This window comes from Escherichia fergusonii ATCC 35469 (assembly GCF_000026225.1).
GTDB classification, from domain to species: domain Bacteria; phylum Pseudomonadota; class Gammaproteobacteria; order Enterobacterales; family Enterobacteriaceae; genus Escherichia; species Escherichia fergusonii.
On record NC_011740.1, the window covers coordinates 455,450 to 475,889 of the forward strand.

General features: G+C 47.1%; 22 protein-coding genes, 1 other RNA gene and 1 other annotated feature. Of the genes, 10 read left to right on the forward strand and 13 right to left on the reverse strand.

Annotation, left to right across the window (positions count from 1 at the left end; all coding sequences use genetic code 11):
- Positions 1–77: 77 nt before the first annotated feature.
- The 4 genes from EFER_RS02415 to smpB form a co-directional block, all read right to left on the reverse strand.
- Positions 78–2,528 (reverse strand): P-loop NTPase family protein, encoded by a 2,451-nt coding sequence (locus tag EFER_RS02415; protein WP_000258270.1) that lies wholly within the window; start codon positions 2,526–2,528, stop codon positions 78–80.
- A gap of 23 nt (positions 2,529–2,551) precedes the next feature.
- Entirely contained in the window at positions 2,552–3,751 is a 1,200-nt protein-coding gene (locus EFER_RS02420) for an integrase domain-containing protein (RefSeq protein ID WP_012599910.1), read from the reverse strand.
- A 186-nt stretch (positions 3,752–3,937) separates the two neighbouring features.
- Positions 3,938–4,300: a transfer-messenger RNA gene (ssrA, locus tag EFER_RS22485) on the reverse strand.
- 214 nt (positions 4,301–4,514) lie between these two features.
- Positions 4,515–4,997, reverse strand: coding sequence for an SsrA-binding protein SmpB (gene smpB, locus EFER_RS02425; RefSeq protein WP_000162574.1), 483 nt, complete (start codon positions 4,995–4,997; stop codon positions 4,515–4,517).
- A gap of 170 nt (positions 4,998–5,167) precedes the next feature.
- Between smpB and ratA the strand changes: the two genes are divergently transcribed.
- Together ratA and EFER_RS02435 are read left to right on the forward strand one after the other, a co-directional pair.
- The gene (gene ratA, locus EFER_RS02430; protein ID WP_001300750.1) at positions 5,168–5,605 is read left to right on the forward strand and encodes a type II toxin-antitoxin system toxin RatA; all 438 of its coding nucleotides are present in this window, start codon (positions 5,168–5,170) and stop codon (positions 5,603–5,605) included.
- Positions 5,595–5,885 (forward strand): RnfH family protein, encoded by a 291-nt coding sequence (locus EFER_RS02435; RefSeq protein WP_001117830.1) that lies wholly within the window; start codon positions 5,595–5,597, stop codon positions 5,883–5,885. The genes ratA and EFER_RS02435 overlap by 11 nt, the downstream gene beginning before the upstream one ends.
- 59 nt (positions 5,886–5,944) lie before the next feature.
- Here EFER_RS02435 and bamE read toward each other — a convergent pair whose 3' ends face one another.
- From bamE to nadK, 3 genes are all read right to left on the reverse strand, one after another.
- On the reverse strand, positions 5,945–6,286 hold the full coding sequence (gene bamE, locus EFER_RS02440; RefSeq protein WP_001203437.1) for an outer membrane protein assembly factor BamE: 342 nt from the start codon (positions 6,284–6,286) through the stop codon (positions 5,945–5,947).
- A 148-nt stretch (positions 6,287–6,434) separates the two neighbouring features.
- Positions 6,435–8,096 carry a DNA repair protein RecN gene (gene recN, locus EFER_RS02445; RefSeq protein WP_000880951.1) on the reverse strand — a complete coding sequence of 554 codons (1,662 nt, stop codon included), beginning with the start codon at positions 8,094–8,096 and terminating at the stop codon, positions 6,435–6,437.
- Between the two features lie 85 nt (positions 8,097–8,181).
- Positions 8,182–9,060, reverse strand: a complete 879-nt coding sequence (gene nadK, locus EFER_RS02450; RefSeq protein WP_001059169.1) for an NAD(+) kinase — start codon at positions 9,058–9,060, stop codon at positions 8,182–8,184.
- A gap of 123 nt (positions 9,061–9,183) precedes the next feature.
- On the opposite strand from nadK, the gene grpE reads away from it, so the two are divergent.
- Complete coding sequence (gene grpE / locus EFER_RS02455; protein WP_024256386.1) at positions 9,184–9,777, forward strand: nucleotide exchange factor GrpE; 594 nt, start codon at positions 9,184–9,186, stop codon at positions 9,775–9,777.
- Between the two features lie 54 nt (positions 9,778–9,831).
- Here grpE and EFER_RS02460 read toward each other — a convergent pair whose 3' ends face one another.
- Entirely contained in the window at positions 9,832–11,118 is a 1,287-nt protein-coding gene (locus tag EFER_RS02460) for an HlyC/CorC family transporter (RefSeq protein ID WP_077626305.1), read from the reverse strand.
- A 20-nt stretch (positions 11,119–11,138) separates the two neighbouring features.
- Positions 11,139–11,930, reverse strand: coding sequence for a cytochrome C assembly family protein (locus EFER_RS02465; protein WP_001338897.1), 792 nt, complete (start codon positions 11,928–11,930; stop codon positions 11,139–11,141).
- Between the two features lie 166 nt (positions 11,931–12,096).
- Here EFER_RS02465 and ffh point away from each other — a divergent pair, with 166 nt between their 5' ends.
- The 5 genes from ffh to rplS all read left to right on the forward strand — a co-directional run bounded on the left by ffh (position 12,097) and on the right by rplS (position 15,597).
- Positions 12,097–13,458 (forward strand): signal recognition particle protein, encoded by a 1,362-nt coding sequence (gene ffh / locus EFER_RS02470; RefSeq protein ID WP_000460035.1) that lies wholly within the window; start codon positions 12,097–12,099, stop codon positions 13,456–13,458.
- A gap of 136 nt (positions 13,459–13,594) precedes the next feature.
- On the forward strand, positions 13,595–13,843 hold the full coding sequence (rpsP, locus tag EFER_RS02475; protein ID WP_000256450.1) for a 30S ribosomal protein S16: 249 nt from the start codon (positions 13,595–13,597) through the stop codon (positions 13,841–13,843).
- 18 nt (positions 13,844–13,861) lie between these two features.
- Positions 13,862–14,410, forward strand: coding sequence for a ribosome maturation factor RimM (rimM, locus tag EFER_RS02480; RefSeq protein ID WP_000043330.1), 549 nt, complete (start codon positions 13,862–13,864; stop codon positions 14,408–14,410).
- Between the two features lie 30 nt (positions 14,411–14,440).
- Complete coding sequence (gene trmD / locus EFER_RS02485; RefSeq protein ID WP_000264776.1) at positions 14,441–15,208, forward strand: tRNA (guanosine(37)-N1)-methyltransferase TrmD; 768 nt, start codon at positions 14,441–14,443, stop codon at positions 15,206–15,208.
- A 41-nt stretch (positions 15,209–15,249) separates the two neighbouring features.
- Complete coding sequence (gene rplS / locus EFER_RS02490) at positions 15,250–15,597, forward strand: 50S ribosomal protein L19 (RefSeq protein WP_000065253.1); 348 nt, start codon at positions 15,250–15,252, stop codon at positions 15,595–15,597.
- Positions 15,598–15,799: 202 nt separating this feature from the next.
- Here rplS and EFER_RS02495 read toward each other — a convergent pair whose 3' ends face one another.
- Positions 15,800–16,174: a DUF2799 domain-containing protein gene (locus EFER_RS02495; protein ID WP_000696055.1), complete on the reverse strand. Its 375-nt coding sequence runs from the start codon at positions 16,172–16,174 to the stop codon at positions 15,800–15,802.
- A gap of 215 nt (positions 16,175–16,389) precedes the next feature.
- Here EFER_RS02495 and aroF point away from each other — a divergent pair, with 215 nt between their 5' ends.
- Positions 16,390–17,460, forward strand: coding sequence for a 3-deoxy-7-phosphoheptulonate synthase AroF (gene aroF / locus EFER_RS02500; RefSeq protein WP_001168024.1), 1,071 nt, complete (start codon positions 16,390–16,392; stop codon positions 17,458–17,460).
- A gap of 10 nt (positions 17,461–17,470) precedes the next feature.
- The gene (gene tyrA / locus EFER_RS02505) at positions 17,471–18,592 is read left to right on the forward strand and encodes a bifunctional chorismate mutase/prephenate dehydrogenase (RefSeq protein WP_000225207.1); all 1,122 of its coding nucleotides are present in this window, start codon (positions 17,471–17,473) and stop codon (positions 18,590–18,592) included.
- 42 nt (positions 18,593–18,634) lie between these two features.
- On the opposite strand, the gene pheA is transcribed toward tyrA, so the two are convergent.
- The 3 genes from pheA to raiA form a co-directional block, all read right to left on the reverse strand.
- Positions 18,635–19,795 carry a bifunctional chorismate mutase/prephenate dehydratase gene (gene pheA / locus EFER_RS02510; protein ID WP_000200134.1) on the reverse strand — a complete coding sequence of 387 codons (1,161 nt, stop codon included), beginning with the start codon at positions 19,793–19,795 and terminating at the stop codon, positions 18,635–18,637.
- Between the two features lie 22 nt (positions 19,796–19,817).
- Positions 19,818–19,943 (reverse strand) — a sequence feature (Phe leader region).
- Entirely contained in the window at positions 19,895–19,942 is a 48-nt protein-coding gene (gene pheL / locus EFER_RS23990; protein ID WP_012599914.1) for a pheA operon leader peptide PheL, read from the reverse strand. It overlaps the preceding feature by 48 nt.
- A gap of 102 nt (positions 19,944–20,045) precedes the next feature.
- A complete protein-coding gene (raiA, locus tag EFER_RS02515; RefSeq protein ID WP_000214362.1) occupies positions 20,046–20,390 on the reverse strand; it encodes a ribosome-associated translation inhibitor RaiA in 345 nt (114 codons plus the stop codon).
- Between the last annotated feature and the right edge of the window lie 50 nt (positions 20,391–20,440).

Genomic DNA, 20,440 nt, shown 5'->3' on the forward strand with positions numbered 1-20,440 from the left:
GTGTCAGTGCAACTGCATTAAAACCGCCCCGCAAAGCGGGCGGGCGAGGCGGGGAAAGCACTGCGCGCTTAAGTATATTATTGTTTTGCACTTAAAATATTATCAACAACTCGTTTCACACTTTCGAAAGATGACTCTCCTGTTTTAAAAGATTCGTTCATGTCAAAATAACTAGGTTTATTTACAAAACTACTCCAAGCATTTGACAGGTAATCTTTGAATGCAATGGAGCGTTTATATCGATCCTCAATATTGAATGACTCACATGAAGCTCGCATATTATTGACTACTTCAGGATTAAATATAGGAGTGTCAAATACCATTGCATCAAGATAGGCGAAATCACTTATCCATCGCTTGAGATGATACAAACCAATAGATGTGATTCTAAATTTCGTTGGCATTTCTCCTATTAAACCTGTTTCGTCCTCTTCAAATGTAAACCTCTGTGAGGTCTCTATTAATTTTTTGTTTGTCGTTCTTCTTAGCGCATTTTCAGTCTGCTCAGGAATAAAACCAAGGCTTTGCATTTCATCTATAATGGACTTGGTTAGACAGAATCCATCCCGGTCCTGAAGCTCTTTTTTTTCTGATAATAGCGCCATTATTAATGGTACTAAAAAGTGTTCTGATATATCTGCAAAAGAAACATCAAAAATATTCATGGCAAGAGATGTGTTTGGATCAAAGTGTGAATATTCACCAAGTAAAGCTTGTTTAGAAAATTCATGTACAGGAATTATATATCTACCTTCTTCTTCGTAAGTTCGAATTATTTTATCCGCTTCAACATTTGGGCTGCCTATAAAACCAGTAATAAAGCTAAGCGCTTGTCTTACATTGCCTCCCGTAATGTTTTCAATAAACTCTCCTAGTGATTTATTTTTTCTTAGAGATTGAAGCAATACTCTGATAAATGAAGAAAGATTGTCTATATGGATTCTAACAAATTCGGCATGTTCAAGAGGTATCTTTCCTTCAGACATTTCGAGAGCAAACTGAAGTCGTTTATCAAGAACTTGATCTATCCTTGGTGGTGCAATTGTAAAGACCTTGTGGGGATAAGCAGTTAATGCACCTGATGCTTTTGATTTAAAGAATGTCTGAGGTCTGACAGATATAAATACTAAAGCATTCCAATCTTTTGCTAACTCCTGAGAAATAACAAATGCTCGCTGTTGCGTTTCGAAATCTCGTTGATCAGCATTATCTAGACAAATAATTACTTGCTTTTTAGTTTGTTTTGATAAATGAGCGATTGAGTTTTTTAAATGTTCATCTTTAGCATCTAATTTTTCCGCCAACATCTCAAGTTGTTTTTCCTCATATCGTTCTCTATTTGAATCTCGTAAACTCCCCCAGATTCCTTTTGAAAACCTTTGAATATCTCTTGAATATACGCCTTTAACAAATTTCATTTCGGTTATATCACAGGAGTATTTATTGTCTAGTTGTTGCTCTATCTCATTTAATATAAATTTTTGAAGATTATTAGCTAATGTTGCTTTAGAGCCTAAATCTATATATAAATAAATTGCCTCTTTAAATTCTTTGAATGCACTTGAATAAATTAAATTTTTTACAAATGACGTTTTACCAACACCAACATCACCAATTAATACAATTGGACGCTTTGATAGAGCCTCGGCCATAATACTTGGATCTAAAGTTTGCTCTTTACGATCAGGTTTAACAGAAGTTATATGTGGAGATAATTCATTGTCACTAAATAGAGCAGCATATCTGGCTTGAAGCATTTCTTTACTTAGCAAAGCATATTTTGAAAGGGCACCACTTTCGCAGTAGCATTTTTGGTAAAAAATCTCTTCAATTTCATTGCTTTCAAGAGCATCTTGAATTATTAATTCTGATATTTGTCTTAATGAGGTCTGTATATCACTAGCATAGCGTATTTTAGGATACATTGATAAATAGGTTGATAATTTATTTGGAATACCACTTATGTCAGAGGTAAGATACTTAATTAAACGTTGTTCTTTCACACCGTAATATGAAAGCATATTCCATGCTAAAGAAAAGTTCCGTAATAAAGAATCCAAACTGTCAAAAACTAAAGCTTTTCCCTCTAAAGGCGAACAGCCATTTTGAGTGCTTGCAATAAATGATATAAATTGATGTCCATTAGTGGCTATTGCAATTGGTGTTCCTCGTGATGAACAATATTTTTGTACCTGTATAATTGCGTCTTTTAAATCGTCATTTGATCTTAAGAGAGTTGGTATGTCGATTATGTTCTTATTTGATAAACCTGCTGGTATTTCAAAAGTCCGGCCTTCTCTTTTCGCTTCAACAATAACTTGCCGTGGCTTTCCTAATTCATAATCTGTAAAAGTATGATCATGATAGTTTTCAACTTCTATTTGATCATCAGGCCAGCTAAGAACGTCAATAATTATTTTGTTTATTATATGATGCCTAGTCTGGGCTTCATTTCTTATCTTGGCGCTGTCACTATATTCGTTTACTAATTCTCTTAATAAATTTTCGGCTTGTATCATTGTAACCATCGAAAACTCTCCAAATGAAAAAATTAAAAGGATAAAGATTTATGAACAAAAGAACTCCACCAGTTCATTAAATTCTTCCTTTGTTCTAAGTAAGTAGAACGGTTATAAGCTTTTCTGACTTCATTCTTATCGCTATGAGCTAAGGCTGATTCTATTACATCAGCGTTAAATTCGGCTTCATTCATTGCAGTGCTGGCAATAGAACGTAAACCATGAGCAACGAGTTTTCCACCATATCCTATCCTTTTTAAAGCGGCATTTGCAGTTTGGCTATTCATGGGTTTTTGTGGATCATTTCTACTTGGGAAAACATACTCACGATGAGCACTAATAGTTTTCATAACTTCAAGAATATCTAAAGCCTTAGGTGATAAAGGTACAATATGTTCGCGCTTAGCTTTCATCCTTTCAGCAGGAATTCTCCAGAGTTTTGCATCAAAATCGATCTCCTTCCATTGAGTGCCTGAAGCCTCTGAAGGGCGCACAAGGGTGAGTAGTTGCCATTCAATCAGACAACGGGTCTGCACAGAAAGATTTGACATAGATAAAGAATACATAAGTTTCGGTAATTCTTCAGGTCGTAGTGTTGGCATGTTTTTCTTTTTAGGTTTCTCAAATGCCATACCAATACCTGATGCAGGATTAGCGTCAATTAAGCCAGTATTAACGGCATAAATCATAATTTCATTAATACGTTGTACCAAACGACGAACAGTTTCAAGTGCTCCACGAGCTTTAATTGGTTCTAAGGTTTCAATTAATGTACGAGCTTTTATTTTCTGAACAGGAATTTCACCGATAGTAGGGAAAATATCTCTCTCTAAGGAGCGCCATACATCCTTTGCGTAATCAGGTGTTACGTTGTTTCTTTTTATGGCAAACCATTTTGAGGCAACGTTTGAAAAAATACTATCTTCCGCAATCTGTTGCTGTACAGTGACTTGCTCACTGTATATCTGTGGATCAATACCTCGGGCCAGCAAGGAAAGATACTCAGCACGAGTGTTTCTGGCTTCAGCCAGAGAAAGGGCAGGGAAAGACCCTAAACCAATCATGGTTCGTTGTTTTGTTACTGGTTTCTGGTATCGGAAACGCCACAGCTTCCTACCGTTCGTTTTTACGAGTAGAAAAAGTCCATTACCATCATGTAGCGTTAGATCCTTTGCAGTTGCTTTAGCCCGTGATAGTTCAGTGTTAGTAAGAGGGCGTGTTGTACGTGACACGATTATCCTACCTCAGAGAGAATTGGTATACGCTTTTAGGTATACATCTTACCGTATACCTAAACGTATACCAATAATCACTGGATTTAGCGGGATATTCTCGGACAACTGCGGACACAAAAAAGCCCACAGGGCTTGTGCCATGCGGGCTTTCAGGATTTTTCCGGACATATCCGGAAGAGCAAGTGGTGGAGCTGGCGGGAGTTGAACCCGCGTCCGAAATTCCTACATCCTCGGTACTACATGCTTAGTCAGTCTTTACATTCGCTTGCCAGCTGCGGACGGACACGCCACTAACAAACTAGCCTGATTAAGTTTTAACGCTTCAACCCCAGGCAGGGCTTCCACGCGATCTCTTTTGGGTTTGACCTCTCTTGATCCCCGTCCTAAGAGCGGAGGCTAGGGAGAGAGGGCTCTAAGCAGGTTATTAAGCTGCTAAAGCGTAGTTTTCGTCGTTTGCGACTATTTTTTGCGGCTTTTTACGAGGCCAACCGCCCCTCGGCATGCACCTTGGGTTTCGCAAATCCCGTCGAATCCAGAATCAGCCCCAATGTGTAACAGTAAGTATACCAGATTTATGAGCGCCATGACCAGCCTCAATGGCGTTATCGTTAAAGTTTTAGCGCCCATGTAGCCTGATTTTTATTCGATTAAGCAATGGGATGGCAACATTTGTGTCGGATGTGATAGTCAATAAGGTGTTCATTCGCGCCGCCGGAGAGGGAGGCGCGGAGAGGAGCGGGTCAATAACTGCAGTACAGATTTAACGGTGGGCGTTTTTCATGATACGCGCTTTATCCACCTGCCATTCGCGTTCTTTGATATCTGAACGTTTATCGTGCTGTTTCTTACCTTTGGCGACGCCGATTTTTACTTTGCACCAGGCATTTTTCCAGTACAGGGAGAGCGCCACTACGGTATAGCCTTCTCGATTGACGCGACCGTACAATGAGTCCAGTTCCCGCTGGTTGAGAAGCAACTTGCGGGTACGGGTAGGATCGCACACTACATGCGTGGAGGCCACTGCCATTGGCGTGATGTTAGCGCCAAACAGAAATGCCTCTCCGTCACGCAGAAGGACGTAGCTGTCGCTGATATTGGCTTTTCCTGCGCGCAGGGATTTAACCTCCCAGCCTTGCAGAGCAAGTCCCGCTTCGAACTCTTCTTCGATAAAGTATTCGTGACGGGCGCGCTTGTTAAGTGCGATGGTCGCTGAACCAGGTTTATGTGCTTTTTTCTTCGTCATAAGCGTCGTGAATCATCGGTAATCTGAAATCGAAAACACCCCATATCATTCCTGCGGGGGACAAGGCTCTATCTTAGCATGAACCCGGTGTTACCCAGTGTCGGGATAGCGTTTTTTTTACAGCAGGATAAATGATATTATTTGTTGGATTTTTGTTGATGGAAATTGTTATGCCTCAGATTAGCCGGACCGCACTGGTACCCTACAGCGCGGAGCAAATGTATCAGTTAGTGAATGACGTTCAGTCTTATCCTCAGTTTTTGCCGGGTTGTACCGGAAGTCGGATTCTGGAGTCCACTCCTGGGCAGATGACCGCGGCGGTAGATGTCTCTAAGGCTGGGATCAGCAAAACGTTTACTACCCGCAACCAGTTGACCAGTAACCAAAGTATTCTTATGAATCTGGTGGATGGGCCGTTCAAGAAGTTGATCGGTGGCTGGAAGTTTACGCCGCTAAGTCAGGAGGCGTGTCGTATCGAGTTTCATCTCGATTTTGAGTTTACCAATAAGTTGATTGAACTCGCCTTTGGCCGCGTGTTTAAAGAGCTGGCGGCTAATATGGTCCAGGCTTTTACGGTTCGTGCGAAAGAGGTTTACAGTGCCAGGTAAAATTGCCGTTGAGGTGGCTTACGCATTACCCGAGAAGCAATACCTGCAACGGGTAAGTTTGCAGGAGGGCGCGACGGTTGAAGAAGCTATTCGCGCCAGTGGCTTGCTGGAATTGCGTACCGATATTGATTTAACTAAAAACAAAGTCGGCATTTACAGTCGTCCAACAAAACTCAGCGATACTGTGCATGATGGCGATCGGGTGGAGATTTATCGCCCTCTCATTGCCGATCCGAAAGAGCTTCGCAGACAACGAGCAGAAAAATCAGCGAATAAATAAACCAGAAAAAAGGTGCTCATTGAGCACCTTTTTTAACGTCTTTGAGAGAAACTTTATTATTAGTTACCACTCAGCGCAGGTTTGTTATCAATGTTGGTCAACACCCCGCTACTGTTAAAGGTCAGCGTAAGCGTTTGCTGCGTTACACCTTCATGACCTGGTTGCTGGCGGAAGACATAGAACCAGGTATTCGTACCAAATGGATCGGACATCAGCGGTGTACCCAATGCGTACGCAACTTGTTGTTGCGTCATGCCAACACGTATTTTGGATACGTCGTTAGCGGTCAGATAGTTCCCCTGGTTGATGTCAGGACGGTAAACCACTCGCTCCAGAGTGGAACAGCCTGCGGTCAACATCAATAGTACTGCTGCTGCAGCAGTCAGCGTTTTACAGCGCATAGTGATTTGATTCCTTTTCGGGCCCGAGCAGTACGTGGCTCATCTGTAATATGCCGATGATAATAGACCTTTCATCACTTTAAAACCTTTTGCTTTCCGGTCTTACGGCGTTTTGCTGTTTACTCTGACCGTGAAGCAGGAAAAAAGTTTACGCCGCAAGCAGTTCTTTCGCATTCGCCAGTGTGTTACGTGTGACTTCACTGCCACCAAGCAGGCGCGCCAGCTCTTGTAACCGCGCTTTTTTGTCCAGCGACTCCATATGCGTTTCTGTCATCGCACCATCGGTTTCTTTGCTGACAAAATAGTGTTGATGACCACATCCCGCGACTTGTGGCAGGTGGGTAACACACATCACCTGAGTTGATTCGCCGAGTTGACGCAGCAGTTTGCCGACAACTGCCGCTGTTGGACCGCTAATCCCTACATCCACTTCATCAAAAATCAGTGCCGGGGTTTCCATTTTACGCGCTGTGATGACCTGAATTGCCAATGCGATGCGGGACAATTCACCACCAGATGCGACTTTGGCAATAGGCTGCATTGGCTGACCTGGGTTGGTGGTTACCCGAAACTCAATACGATCAGCGCCGTCAGCGCCCAGGTGATGCTCGTCAAATTTAACATCAATCGTAAACTGCCCATGCGGCATAGAGAGTGCATGCATACTGTCGGTGATCAGCTGTGCCAACTCATTTGCATAATGCTGGCGTTGCTGGTGTAACGCGCGCGCCGTTTCCAGTGCCTGCTGATGATGTTTCGTTACCGCCAGCGCGAGCGTTTCTTGTGAGTCGGCCTGATCGTCCAGTTGCTGCTGTTCTTCCAGTAGCGACTGGTAATACTGTGGCAATACCTCAGGGCTGACGTGATGTTTACGTGCCAGCGAAATCTGTTTTGAGATGCGCTGTTCAAGTTCAAACAGTCGGTTGGGATCGAGATCCAGACGATCGCAGTAGTGGCGTAGTTCGTCGCTGGCTTCAACAATCTGGATGGTAGCTTCTTCCAGCATATCAAGTACGCCGGACAGTTTGCTGTCCATGCCAATCAATTCGCTCACCAGTTGTTTAGCCGTGTAAAGCTGACTTTGCAGGTTTGCGTCTTCACCGTCGGCCATTAATGCCAATGCATTCTGGCTGGTGGTCAGCAATTGACCGCTGTTCGCCAGACGTTTGTACTCTTCGTCGATTTGCTCAAACTCTCCGGGCTGCGGATTAAATTCGTTAAGTTCTTTTAATTGGTATTGCAGCAGCTCCGCACGAGCGGCGCGTTCCTGACTTAACTGTTGATGATGCGCGAGGTCGCGGCAGCTTTGATGCCACAACTGATAACGTGCGGTCATTTCCTGAAGCAGAGAGGTTTCATTAGCATAGCCATCAAGCAGGAATTTTTGGTGCTCGGGTTTGGTGAGTAATTGATGGGCGTGCTGACCATGGATCTGAATGAGCAACTGGCCCAGTTCGCGCAGTTGTGACAGTGGAACAGCTGTACCGTTGATAAAACCACGAGAGCGACCATCGCTACTGATTACGCGACGAAGCAGGCATTCACGGCCATCTTCCAGTTGGTTTTCTTCCAGCCAGCGCAGTGCTGCGGGTGTATCTTTCAGAGAAAAACGGGCGCACAGATCTGCGCGAGCAGCTCCGGTACGCACCATGTCGGCTTCAGCGCGACCGCCGAGACAAAGGCCCAGGGCATCTATTGCAATAGATTTACCCGCGCCAGTCTCGCCGGTGATTACGGTCATGCCGCTGTGAAAATCAATCTCAAGCTCACGAACGATAGCAAAGTTGCTGATGGTCAGTTGTGCCAACATAGTTGTTTTCCTGTATGAAAAACCATTACTGTTATTGTGTACAGTATAAACTGGTTTTATATACAGTAAAGAGGCTGGCGTAAAATTAGAATAATTTTTTTGACCAGCCGAGCTTGGTGCTTAATGTATTGAAATAGCTGTAATCTTTCGGATGAATCAGATTCAGATGGTAATCACAGCGACGAATCAGGACATCTTCTCCTTCCTGAATCGGCAGTGCTATCTGGCTGTCGCAACTGATTTCCAGGTCGTTACGGCGATGTGAAAAACGCAGACGGATCGTGCTGCTGCTGTTTATGACCAGTGGTCGTGCTGACAACGTATGCGGGAACATGGGCACCAGGGTAATTGCATCCAGAGAAGGCGTCAGGATTGGACCGCCTGCCGAGAGAGAATAGGCAGTAGAGCCTGTAGGTGTCGAAATAATCAGGCCATCGGAACGCTGCGAAAACGCAAATATCTCGTCGATATATACTTCGAATTCAATCATATGCGCCACTTTTCCTGGGTGAAGCACCACTTCATTTATCGCGGTGCTGATGCGCTTTTGGCAATCTTGCTGACAGACTTGCGCTTCCAGCAAAAAACGTTTCTCGCTGATGTAGTGACCTTCCAGCACATCGGCTAATTGTTGCTGAGCGTTATCGGGGTCAAGGTCGGTCAGGAAACCCAGGTTGCCACGGTTGATTCCAATAACTTTAATATCGTAACGGGCGAGTGTGCGCGCCGCGCCCAGCATATTACCGTCGCCACCAACGACTACCGCGAGATCAGCCAGTTGCCCAATCTCCGCGAGCGTGCCAGTTTTCACATTCTTCAGTTGCAGTTCGTGAGCGATTTGTTGCTCAACGATGACCTCGTAACCTTTTGTGCACAGCCAGCGGTAGAGCATTTCATGTGTTGTCAGTGCAGTAGGGTGCCGTGGGTGTCCCACAATGCCAATACACTTGAAATGATTATTCATTTTTCCGAGGTCCTTGTTGCGAAGATTGATGACAATGTGAGTGCTTCCCTTGAAACCCTGAAACTGATCCCCATAATAAGCGAAGTTAGCGAGATGAATGCGAAAAAAAACGCGGAGAAATTCATGAGTAGTAAAGAACAGAAAACGCCTGAGGGGCAAGCCCCGGAAGAAATTATCATGGATCAGCACGAAGAGATTGAGGCAGTTGAGCCAGAAGCTTCTGCTGAGCAGGTGGATCCGCGCGATGAAAAAATTGCGAATCTCGAAGCTCAGCTGGCTGAAGCCCAGATCCGTGAACGTGACGGCATTTTGCGCGTAAAAGCCGAAATGGAAAACCTGCGTCGCCGTACTGAACTGGATATCGAAAAAGCACATAAATTCGCGCTGGAGAAATTCATCAACGAATTGCTGCCGGTGATTGATAGCCTGGATCGTGCGCTGGAAGTGGCTGATAAAGCTAACCCGGATATGTCCGCGATGGTTGAAGGTATTGAGCTGACGCTGAAGTCGATGCTGGATGTTGTGCGTAAGTTTGGCGTTGAAGTGATCGCCGAAACTAACGTGCCGCTGGACCCGAACGTGCATCAGGCCATCGCAATGGTGGAATCTGATGACGTTGCGCCAGGTAACGTACTGGGCATTATGCAGAAGGGTTATACGCTGAACGGTCGTACGATTCGTGCGGCGATGGTTACTGTAGCGAAAGCAAAAGCTTAATTTCTGCTTTCGTAATAAATCACGGCCCAGCATGCGAATGCCGGGCCGTTTTCGTTACTCCGCCACACTCTCACGCAGCGGTTTCACAGGAAAAACTTTTACCTGCTTAATCATATTGTCCTGTACATCGAGAATATCGATATCGTACTCGCCAATACGCACGCGAGTTCCTGCGACAGGAATTTCTTCCAGTACCTCAAGAATGACGCCATTAACCGTGCGGGCATCATCTTCCGGTAGATGCCAGTTAAAGGCTTTGTTGATTTCCCGCACGTTGGCAGTGCCATCGATAATCACCGAACCGTCGTTTTGCGGCGTGACCTCTTCGGCGAGCGTTGGCGACATCGACGTGGTGAAATCACCAACAATCTCTTCGAGAATATCTTCGACCGTCACCAGCCCCTGAATATCTCCATACTCGTTGACGACCAGGCCGACTTTCTTTTTGTTGCGCTGAAACTTCACCAGCTGCGTGCTGAGCGGCGTACCTTCCGGGACAAAATAGATTTCGTCCGCGGCACGTAGCATGGTTTCTTTGGTGAACTCTTTTTTCTCCGACATCAACCGCCAGGCTTCACGCACACGCAGCATACTGATGGCATCGTCCAGCGAGTCACGGTAGAGCACGATGCGTCCGTGAGGTGAGTGGGAGAGTTGGCGGAGAATCGATTTCCAGTCATCGTTGATATCAATACCGATAATTTCACTGCGCGGCACCATGATGTCATCGACAGTCATTTTTTCCAGATCGAGTACCGACAACAGCATATCCTGATTGCGACGGGAAATTTGTGACCGCGATTCGTGCACAATGGTGCGTAATTCTTCTTTGCTTAAAGAGCCACTGACCACGATATCGGTTTTGATGCCCATCATGCGCATTAACATGCGGGTAATAGCGTTCAGCAACCAGACCAGCGGCATCATCAAAATTTGTAGCGGTGCCAGCAGAAAACTACTTGGATAGGCGACTTTTTCCGGGTACAGCGCGGCAATGGTTTTCGGCAATACTTCAGCAAAAACCAGTACGACAAAAGTAAGCACACCAGTCGCAATTGCCACGCCCGCATCCCCGTACAAACGCATCCCCACAATAGTGCCGAGCGCGGAAGCAAGAATATTGACCAGGTTATTGCCGATTAACACCAGGCTTATCAGGCGGTCTGGCTTACGCAGCAATTTTTCGACGCGTTTGGCCGAGCGATTACCCTGTTTCGCCATATGCCGCAGACGATAGCGGTTGAGGGTCATCATTCCGGTTTCGGACCCGGAAAAATAGGCTGAAATGACCACCATGATGATCAGAATAATGATCAACGTAGTAGTAGAAATGTGTTCCAGGGGAAACTCCTTTTCTGGGATTAGCTGATTAACTGCTGGACAATTCGGCTACCGAAGTAGGCCAGTGTCAGAATGACCGCACCCGCAACGTTAAACCAGACGACGCGGCGTCCACGCCATCCTTCATGATAATGTCCCCACAGCAGCACAATATAGACAAACCACGCCACGATAGAGAGCACGGCCTTGTCGATATTTTCCATGCTAAATAAGTTGTGCATGTAGAAGAGACCAGTGCAAAGAGTGAGCGTTAACAGCACCACGCCAATCTGCGTGATGTGGAACATTTTACGCTCGATACTCATCAACGGCGGCATTTCCTGGTTAAACGCCAGCTTCTTGTTCTTCAGTTGGTAATCAATCCACGCCAGTTGTAATGCATACAGAGCGGCGATAATCAGCGTGGCATAGGAAAAGAGCGATAAGCCAATGTGAACCAGCATCCCAGGCGTTGCTTCCAGATGGGTGATGTATTCATTGGGCATAAAGGTGGCCAGCGCCAGGTTGATAAGCGCAAAGGCATAGACAATGGGTAGCAGCAACCAGCCACGATTGCGGGAAGCCACGATGGTCATTACCGTACAGATCATCAAACTGACCAGCGAACCAACGTTCAGCAGGCTGAGGTTTTGTCCGCTATCACCGTCGGGCAAGATACGGGCTTCCAGAGCGATTGCGTGGCAGACCAGCGCGATGACCGCAGAAATAATAGCCATGCGCCGCCAGCCGCCGTTTTTTTGCAGCAGACCGGGAACAATCAGCGCAAGACTGACGGAGTAGGCGACAAGCGCGAGCAGAGCAAAAACGGGCATAGTGATGTCGACAGTTTGAGCAATAAGAAAGAGAAGCAGTATAGCGTCAGGTGAACGCTGCTCCAACCGTTGCATAACAACAAAGACGCCTTCATGTTATACTGCGGCAAAATACTGATGATGTGTCGCGATTGCGGCCAACCGTTTCCACCCCAGGCGAGAGACAATGTTTGATAATTTAACCGATCGTTTGTCGCGCACGCTGCGCAATATCAGTGGCCGTGGACGCCTCACTGAAGACAACGTAAAAGATACGCTGCGCGAAGTGCGCATGGCGCTGCTGGAGGCGGACGTCGCCCTGCCGGTAGTGCGTGAGTTTATCAATCGCGTAAAAGAGAAAGCGGTTGGTCATGAAGTTAATAAGAGCCTGACGCCGGGGCAGGAGTTCGTCAAAATCGTCCGTAACGAACTGGTTGCGGCGATGGGCGAAGAGAACCAGACCCTGAATCTGGCTGCGCAACCGCCAGCGGTGGTACTGATGGCGGGCCTGCAAGGTGCCGGTAAAACAACCAGCGTGGGCAAGCTCGGTAAGTTCCTGCGTGAGAAGCACAAGAAAAAAGTGCTGGTGGTTTCTGCCGACGTTTATCGTCCGGCGGCAATCAAACAGCTGGAGACGCTGGCAGAGCAGGTGGGCGTTGATTTCTTCCCTTCTGATGTTGGTCAGAAGCCGGTAGATATCGTTAACGCGGCGCTGAAAGAAGCCAAACTGAAATTCTACGACGTGCTGCTGGTAGATACCGCCGGTCGTCTGCACGTTGACGAAGCGATGATGGACGAGATCAAACAAGTCCATGCGTCGATTAATCCGGTTGAAACCCTGTTTGTGGTTGATGCCATGACTGGTCAGGATGCGGCCAATACGGCAAAAGCATTCAATGAAGCGTTACCGCTGACCGGTGTGGTACTGACTAAAGTCGACGGCGATGCCCGTGGCGGTGCGGCGCTCTCTATTCGTCACATTACGGGCAAACCGATCAAGTTCCTCGGTGTTGGCGAGAAAACCGAGGCGCTGGAGCCGTTCCATCCGGACCGCATCGCTTCCCGTATTCTCGGCATGGGCGACGTGCTGTCGCTGATCGAAGATATCGAAAGCAAAGTTGACCGCGCGCAGGCAGAGAAATTAGCCAGCAAGCTGAAAAAAGGTGACGGCTTCGATCTCAACGACTTCCTTGAGCAACTGCGCCAGATGAAAAATATGGGCGGCATGGCCAGCCTGATGGGCAAACTGCCGGGCATGGGGCAGATCCCGGATAACGTCAAGTCGCAGATGGACGATAAAGTGCTGGTGCGTATGGAAGCCATCATCAACTCGATGACGATGAAAGAGCGCGCTAAGCCAGAAATCATCAAAGGTTCGCGTAAACGCCGTATCGCTGCCGGTTGCGGTATGCAGGTGCAGGACGTTAACCGTCTTCTGAAACAGTTCGACGACATGCAGCGCATGATGAAGAAAATGAAGAAGGGCGGGATGGCGAAGATGATGAGAAGTATGAAGGGGATGATGCCGCCGGGATTTCCTGGTCGCTAAATGACCTTATGCGACAGAGTTATTAACTGCTGATTGCATTTTCTCCAGAAATCAGTAAAATTTTCGGGCTTTTAATATGACACCGGACTCCGTTCCTCGATGGGGTCCGGTTGTTTTATTCACACAAGAGGATGTTATGGTAACTATTCGTTTAGCACGTCACGGCGCTAAAAAGCGTCCGTTCTACCAGGTTGTTGTCGCTGACAGCCGTAATGCACGCAACGGTCGCTTCATCGAGCGCGTTGGTTTCTTCAACCCAATCGCTAGCGAAAAAGAAGAAGGCACTCGCCTGGATCTGGATCGCATCGCTCACTGGGTTGGCCAGGGCGCAACTATTTCTGATCGCGTTGCTGCGCTGATCAAAGAAGTAAACAAAGCAGCTTAATCTGTCACGGTGGTCATGATGAGCAAACAACTCACCGCGCAAGCACCTGTTGATCCCATCGTTTTGGGAAAAATGGGTTCGTCTTACGGTATTCGTGGGTGGCTCAGAGTGTTTTCTTCCACCGAAGACGCCGAAAGCATTTTTGACTATCAGCCCTGGTTTATCCAGAAGGCGGGTCAGTGGCAGCAAGTCCAGCTGGAAAGCTGGAAGCACCACAATCAGGACATGATCATCAAGCTGAAAGGCGTTGACGATCGTGATGCGGCGAACCTGCTGACGAATTGTGAAATTGTCGTGGATTCATCGCAGCTGCCTCAGCTTGAAGAGGGTGACTACTACTGGAAAGACCTGATGGGCTGCCAGGTAGTAACCACTGAAGGCTACGATCTCGGTAAAGTCATTGACATGATGGAAACCGGATCCAATGACGTTCTCGTCATTAAGGCAAACCTGAAGGATGCGTTTGGTATCAAGGAACGTCTCGTACCGTTCCTCGATGGGCAGGTTATCAAGAAAGTCGATCTCACTACTCGTTCAATCGAAGTAGATTGGGATCCTGGTTTTTAAACCACCGGATAAACGGTAAAAGACGGCGCTATGTGGATTGGCATAATTAGCCTGTTTCCTGAAATGTTCCGCGCAATTACCGATTACGGGGTAACTGGCCGGGCAGTTAAAAATGGCCTGCTGAGCATCCAGAGCTGGAGTCCTCGTGACTTCACGCATGACCGGCACCGTACCGTGGACGATCGTCCTTACGGCGGCGGACCGGGGATGTTAATGATGGTGCAACCTTTACGGGACGCCATTCATGCAGCAAAAGCCGCGGCGGGTGAAGGCGCAAAGGTGATTTATCTGTCACCACAGGGACGCAAGCTTGATCAAGCAGGCGTCAGCGAGCTGGCAACGAATCAAAAATTGATTCTGGTGTGCGGTCGCTACGAAGGTATAGATGAGCGCGTGATCCAAACCGAAATTGACGAAGAATGGTCAATCGGCGATTACGTTCTCAGTGGTGGTGAGTTACCAGCAATGACGCTGATTGACTCCGTTTCCCGGTTTATTCCGGGAGTACTGGGACATGAAGCCTCGGCAACGGAAGATTCCTTTGCTGAAGGATTGCTGGATTGCCCGCACTATACGCGGCCTGAGGTGTTAGAAGGGATGGAAGTTCCGCCAGTGTTACTGTCGGGCAACCATGCCGAGATACGTCGCTGGCGTTTGAAACAGTCGCTGGGCCGTACCTGGCTTAGAAGACCTGAACTTCTGGAAAACCTGGCTCTGACTGAAGAGCAAGCAAGGTTGCTGGCGGAGTTCAAAAAGGAACACGCACAACAGCAACATAAACATGATGGGATGGCGTAAGCCCCCGAGATATCAGTTTACCCAGGATAAGAGATTAAATTATGAGCAACATTATTAAGCAACTTGAACAAGAGCAGATGAAGCAGGACGTACCTTCCTTCCGTCCGGGTGATACCGTGGAAGTGAAAGTATGGGTTGTTGAAGGTTCCAAAAAACGTCTGCAGGCATTCGAGGGCGTGGTTATCGCTATTCGTAACCGCGGTCTGCACTCTGCATTCACTGTTCGTAAAATTTCCAACGGCGAAGGCGTTGAGCGTGTCTTCCAGACTCACTCTCCGGTAGTTGACAGCATTTCTGTCAAACGTCGTGGTGCTGTTCGTAAAGCTAAACTGTACTACCTGCGTGAGCGTACTGGTAAGGCTGCTCGTATCAAAGAGCGTCTTAACTAAGATTTCGCTTAAGCGACATCCTGTTAAGAAGGGCTGGCCAATTGGCTGGCCCTTTTTTTATTAATTAATAATGGTGCTTATATACTCTAAATAATTTGAGTTGCAGGAAGGCGACAAGTGAGTGAATCCCCAGGCGCTTACTAAAGTAGATGTCTGAAGTGAGTGAACGCAGACGCAGCACATGCAACTTGAAGTATTACATTTAATTTAAGCGGGTTGAGGTAGCATTTTCATCAGCTCCAGCTTGCCATTTTTCATGCAGCTCTTTGACGTTTTCAACATTTTCACAACTGGCAGGAAAAGTCTTACCAGAAATCCCCCGGGCGAACATTAATCCAGGCTCACACGTTTTTCGCTGCCCTTCACTGTACCCTCGTAAATAATACGAGCGATTTACAGCCCGATCATTATATGTCTGAGCCAATGTTTCATTGTCTTTGGCAGCAAAACCAGCAAGAGCGTCTTCCATTCCTGCATCGTACCAGTCCGTACCAGTCCAGGTTGGTGAATGGGTATAAGGATCAACCTGGCACCCACAAAGAAAAAGAGAAATAACAAATCCCGCTAGTATTTTCATAAATGCTCTCCGCTTTTACTTAAATCTTAGTGGAGTGCAAAAATAACGATGATGTAAATATTTCGGTACAACGATAAGGGCTGTATATGTGCTAAATGTGCAGGCGTAAAGATATATTTACTAAATATGGATTGAAAACTTTACCTTTTGTGTTATTGTTACTTCATCCTCTTTGAGGAAAACTATCGCAAACGAGCAATAACAGGATCGCCATCATGCAAAAAGACGCGCTGAACAACATTCATATTGTTGACGAACAAGTACTGATTACACCGGAACAACTCAAACAAGAATTTCCTCTGAGCCAGGAACAAGAAAAGCAAATCACCCACTCTCGTCAGACTATTTCTGACATTATTTCCGGGCGTGATCCTCGGTTGTTAGTAGTATGTGGGCCTTGTTCTATACACGATCCTGAAACTGCAATTGAATATGCTCGTCGATTTAAAGTCCTTGCCGCAGAGGTCAGCGATAGCCTCTATCTGGTAATGCGCGTCTATTTTGAAAAACCTCGTACCACCGTTGGCTGGAAAGGGTTGATTAACGATCCACATATGGATGGCTCCTTTGATGTTGAAACAGGATTAAAGATTGCACGTAAGTTGCTTTTGGAACTGGTAGATATGGGATTACCGCTGGCGACGGAAGCGTTAGATCCAAATAGCCCGCAATACCTGGGCGATCTGTTTAGCTGGTCAGCAATTGGTGCTCGTACAACGGAATCGCAAACTCACCGTGAAATGGCCTCCGGGCTTTCCATGCCGGTTGGTTTTAAAAACGGCACCGATGGCAGTCTGGCAACGGCAATTAACGCTATGCGCGCCGCCGCGCAGCCGCACCGTTTTGTTGGCATTAACCAGGCAGGGCAGGTTGCGTTGCTACAAACTCAGGGAAATCCGGACGGGCATGTGATCCTGCGCGGTGGTAAAGCACCGAACTATAGCCCTGCGGATGTTGCGCAATGTGAAAAAGAGATGGAACAGGCGGGACTGCGCCCGTCTCTGATGGTAGATTGCAGCCACGGTAATTCCAATAAAGATTATCGCCGTCAGCCTGCGGTGGCAGAATCCGTGGTTGCTCAAATTAAAGATGGTAATCGCTCAATTATTGGCCTGATGATCGAAAGTAATATCCACGAGGGTAATCAGTCTTCCGAGCAACCGCGCAGTGAAATGAAATACGGTGTATCCGTAACCGATGCCTGCATTAGCTGGGAAATGACCGATGCCTTGCTGCGTGAAATTCATCAGGATCTGAACGGGCAGCTGACGGCTCGCGTGGCTTAAGAGGTTTATTATGGTTGCTGAATTGACCGCATTACGCGATCAAATTGATGAAGTCGATAAAGCGCTGCTGAATTTATTAGCGAAGCGTCTGGAACTGGTTGCTGAAGTGGGCGAGGTGAAAAGCCGCTTTGGACTGCCTATTTATGTTCCGGAGCGCGAGGCATCTATGCTGGCCTCGCGTCGTGCAGAGGCGGAAGCTCTGGGTGTACCGCCAGATCTGATTGAGGATGTTTTGCGTCGGGTGATGCGTGAATCTTACTCCAGTGAAAACGACAAAGGATTTAAAACACTTTGTCCTGCGTTACGCCCGGTAGTTATCGTTGGTGGTGGCGGTCAGATGGGACGCCTGTTCGAGAAGATGCTGACACTCTCGGGTTATCAGGTGCGGATTCTGGAGCAACATGACTGGGATCGAGCGGCTGATATTGTTGCCGATGCCGGAATGGTGATTGTTAGTGTGCCCATCCACGTTACTGAACAAGTTATTGGCAAATTACCGACTTTACCGAAAGATTGTATTCTGGTCGATCTGGCATCAGTGAAAAATGGACCATTACAGGCCATGCTGGCGGCGCATGATGGTCCGGTGCTGGGGCTACACCCGATGTTCGGTCCGGACAGCGGTAGCCTGGCAAAGCAAGTTGTGGTCTGGTGTGATGGACGTAAGCCGGAAGCATACCAATGGTTTCTGGAGCAAATTCAGGTCTGGGGCGCTCGGCTGCATCGTATTAGCGCTGTCGAGCACGATCAGAATATGGCGTTTATTCAGGCTCTGCGCCACTTTGCTACTTTTGCTTATGGGCTGCACCTGGCAGAAGAAAATGTTCAGCTTGAGCAACTTCTGGCGCTTTCTTCGCCGATTTACCGCCTTGAGCTGGCGATGGTTGGGCGACTGTTTGCCCAGGATCCGCAACTGTATGCCGACATTATTATGTCGTCAGAGCGTAATCTGGCGTTAATCAAACGTTACTATAAGCGTTTCGGCGAGGCGATTGAGTTGCTGGAGCAGGGCGATAAGCAGGCGTTTATTGACAGTTTCCGCAAGGTGGAGCACTGGTTCGGCGATTACGCACAGCGTTTTCAGAGTGAAAGCCGCGTGTTATTGCGTCAGGCGAATGACAGTCGCCAGTAATAATCCAGTGCCGGGTGGCGTGTTTCACCCGGCACGATTTCATTATGCCGGATCGACTGGTACCACATTCTCGCTTGGGTAACAGCCCAGGACTTTCATCGAGCGAGTGATTTCACCTAGCTCTTTCAACGCCTGTTGCATTTCCGCTGATTCCAGATTGGCCTGAATATCCAGATAAAACATCTCTTCCCACGGGTTTCCGTGAATCGGGCGTGATTCCAGACGGGTCATAATCAGATTGTGGTTGCGCAGTACCAGCAACGCTTCAACCAGCGCACCAGCTTGTTGTCCGGTCGCCATTAACAACGTCGTTTTCGCCGGAACCTGGTCAGAAACGTTAATGGCTTTACGTGCCAACACCACAAATCGGGTGAAGTTTTGTCGCTGATTCGCTTCAATATGCTCCAGTACCTGCAAACCGTACAAAGTGCCGCCAGCTTCGCTTCCCAACGCAGCAACATGCGGTGATTTTGCCTGTGCAACCTTTTCCATTGCCGCAGACGTACTTTCGGTATATTCAATCTTCCAGTGCGGATAACGATTAAGGAATTTGCTGCATTGCTGGAATGGCTGCGGATGGCTGTAGACCGTATTAATGGTGGATAAATCAGTAGTGCCGGAGACCAACAAACAATGATCGATAGTTAACGTCATCTCGCCAACAATCGACAAACTGGTATGTTGCAGCAGATCGTAAACGTCGTTTATGGCCCCAGAGCTGGTGTTTTCGATCGGTACTACTGCATAGTCGGCCTGGCCGGTTTCCACTTGATTAAAAATATCGGCAAATTTGGCGCAGCCACTTTCAATGAATTGCTCAAAGTGACGGGCAGCGTACTGGCGAGCGGCAAGATGTGAATAGGATCCTTTTGGGCCGAGAAACGCAATGCGTGCTGAGTGCGGATTAATTTTATTGAGATGTTGCTGGAGCAAAGCCTGCTGTGTCAGTACGGAATCTTCAATGATGAGTTGGAACAGGCGAGTAATGTAGTGGGCGTCCAGATGGTACGCTTTACCGAGCGTAATTAATCTTTCCAGTAAATCGCGTTCACGATCAATATCACGTACCGGGCGATGAGAGAGCAGTTTGGCTTTTCCCACCTCGACGGCCAGTTCGCGTCGCTCTGCCAGTAATGCTAATAATTTTTCATCCAGCGCGCTGATTTTCTCACGCAGCGCCAGTAACGGGTTTTCCGATGTCATAGTGTTGCCTTTTTTGTTATCTATAAAAAAGGCCCCCCGATTTGGGAGGCCTTATTGTTCGTCTTCGCATTCTGTTTCACACGACGAAACGCCTCCCGTTCAGGGGAAGGTAAAAAAGAATGCGAAGAGGAACGGTGTTTGTTTCATTCTGATTTCCTTGAGTAATGACAGTACAGTACCTGCACAGTTTTCACCCTGTCAACAAAAAACGCGCCCGAAGGCGCGTTGGCGATACACTCAATATAAAGGACTACTCTTCTTCAACTTCTTCGACGAAGTTGGCGTCTTTCACCGATGTTGCGGCACGACGTGCTTCGCCTTTGTGCTGCAGTTTATTGAGCTGCCGTTCCAGCTTGTTGATCAATTCGTTAATTGCGGTGTACATATCTTCATGCTTACCACTGGCAACCAGAACGCCGTTAGGTGTATTGATAGTGGCGTCAGCAACGAACCCTTGTGGCTCTTTGGACAGAATGATATGTGGATTAATCAGATGAGTTTGCCATTTATCCAGTTTGGCGAGACGGTCTTCGACATGTTGGCGGATTGCCGGAGTAATTTCCATTTGTTTACTGGTAATGTTCACTGTTGTCATAAATTTTACCTCTTGTCTTCCCGTCTTGGTGATTCCAGCATACCTTTCTT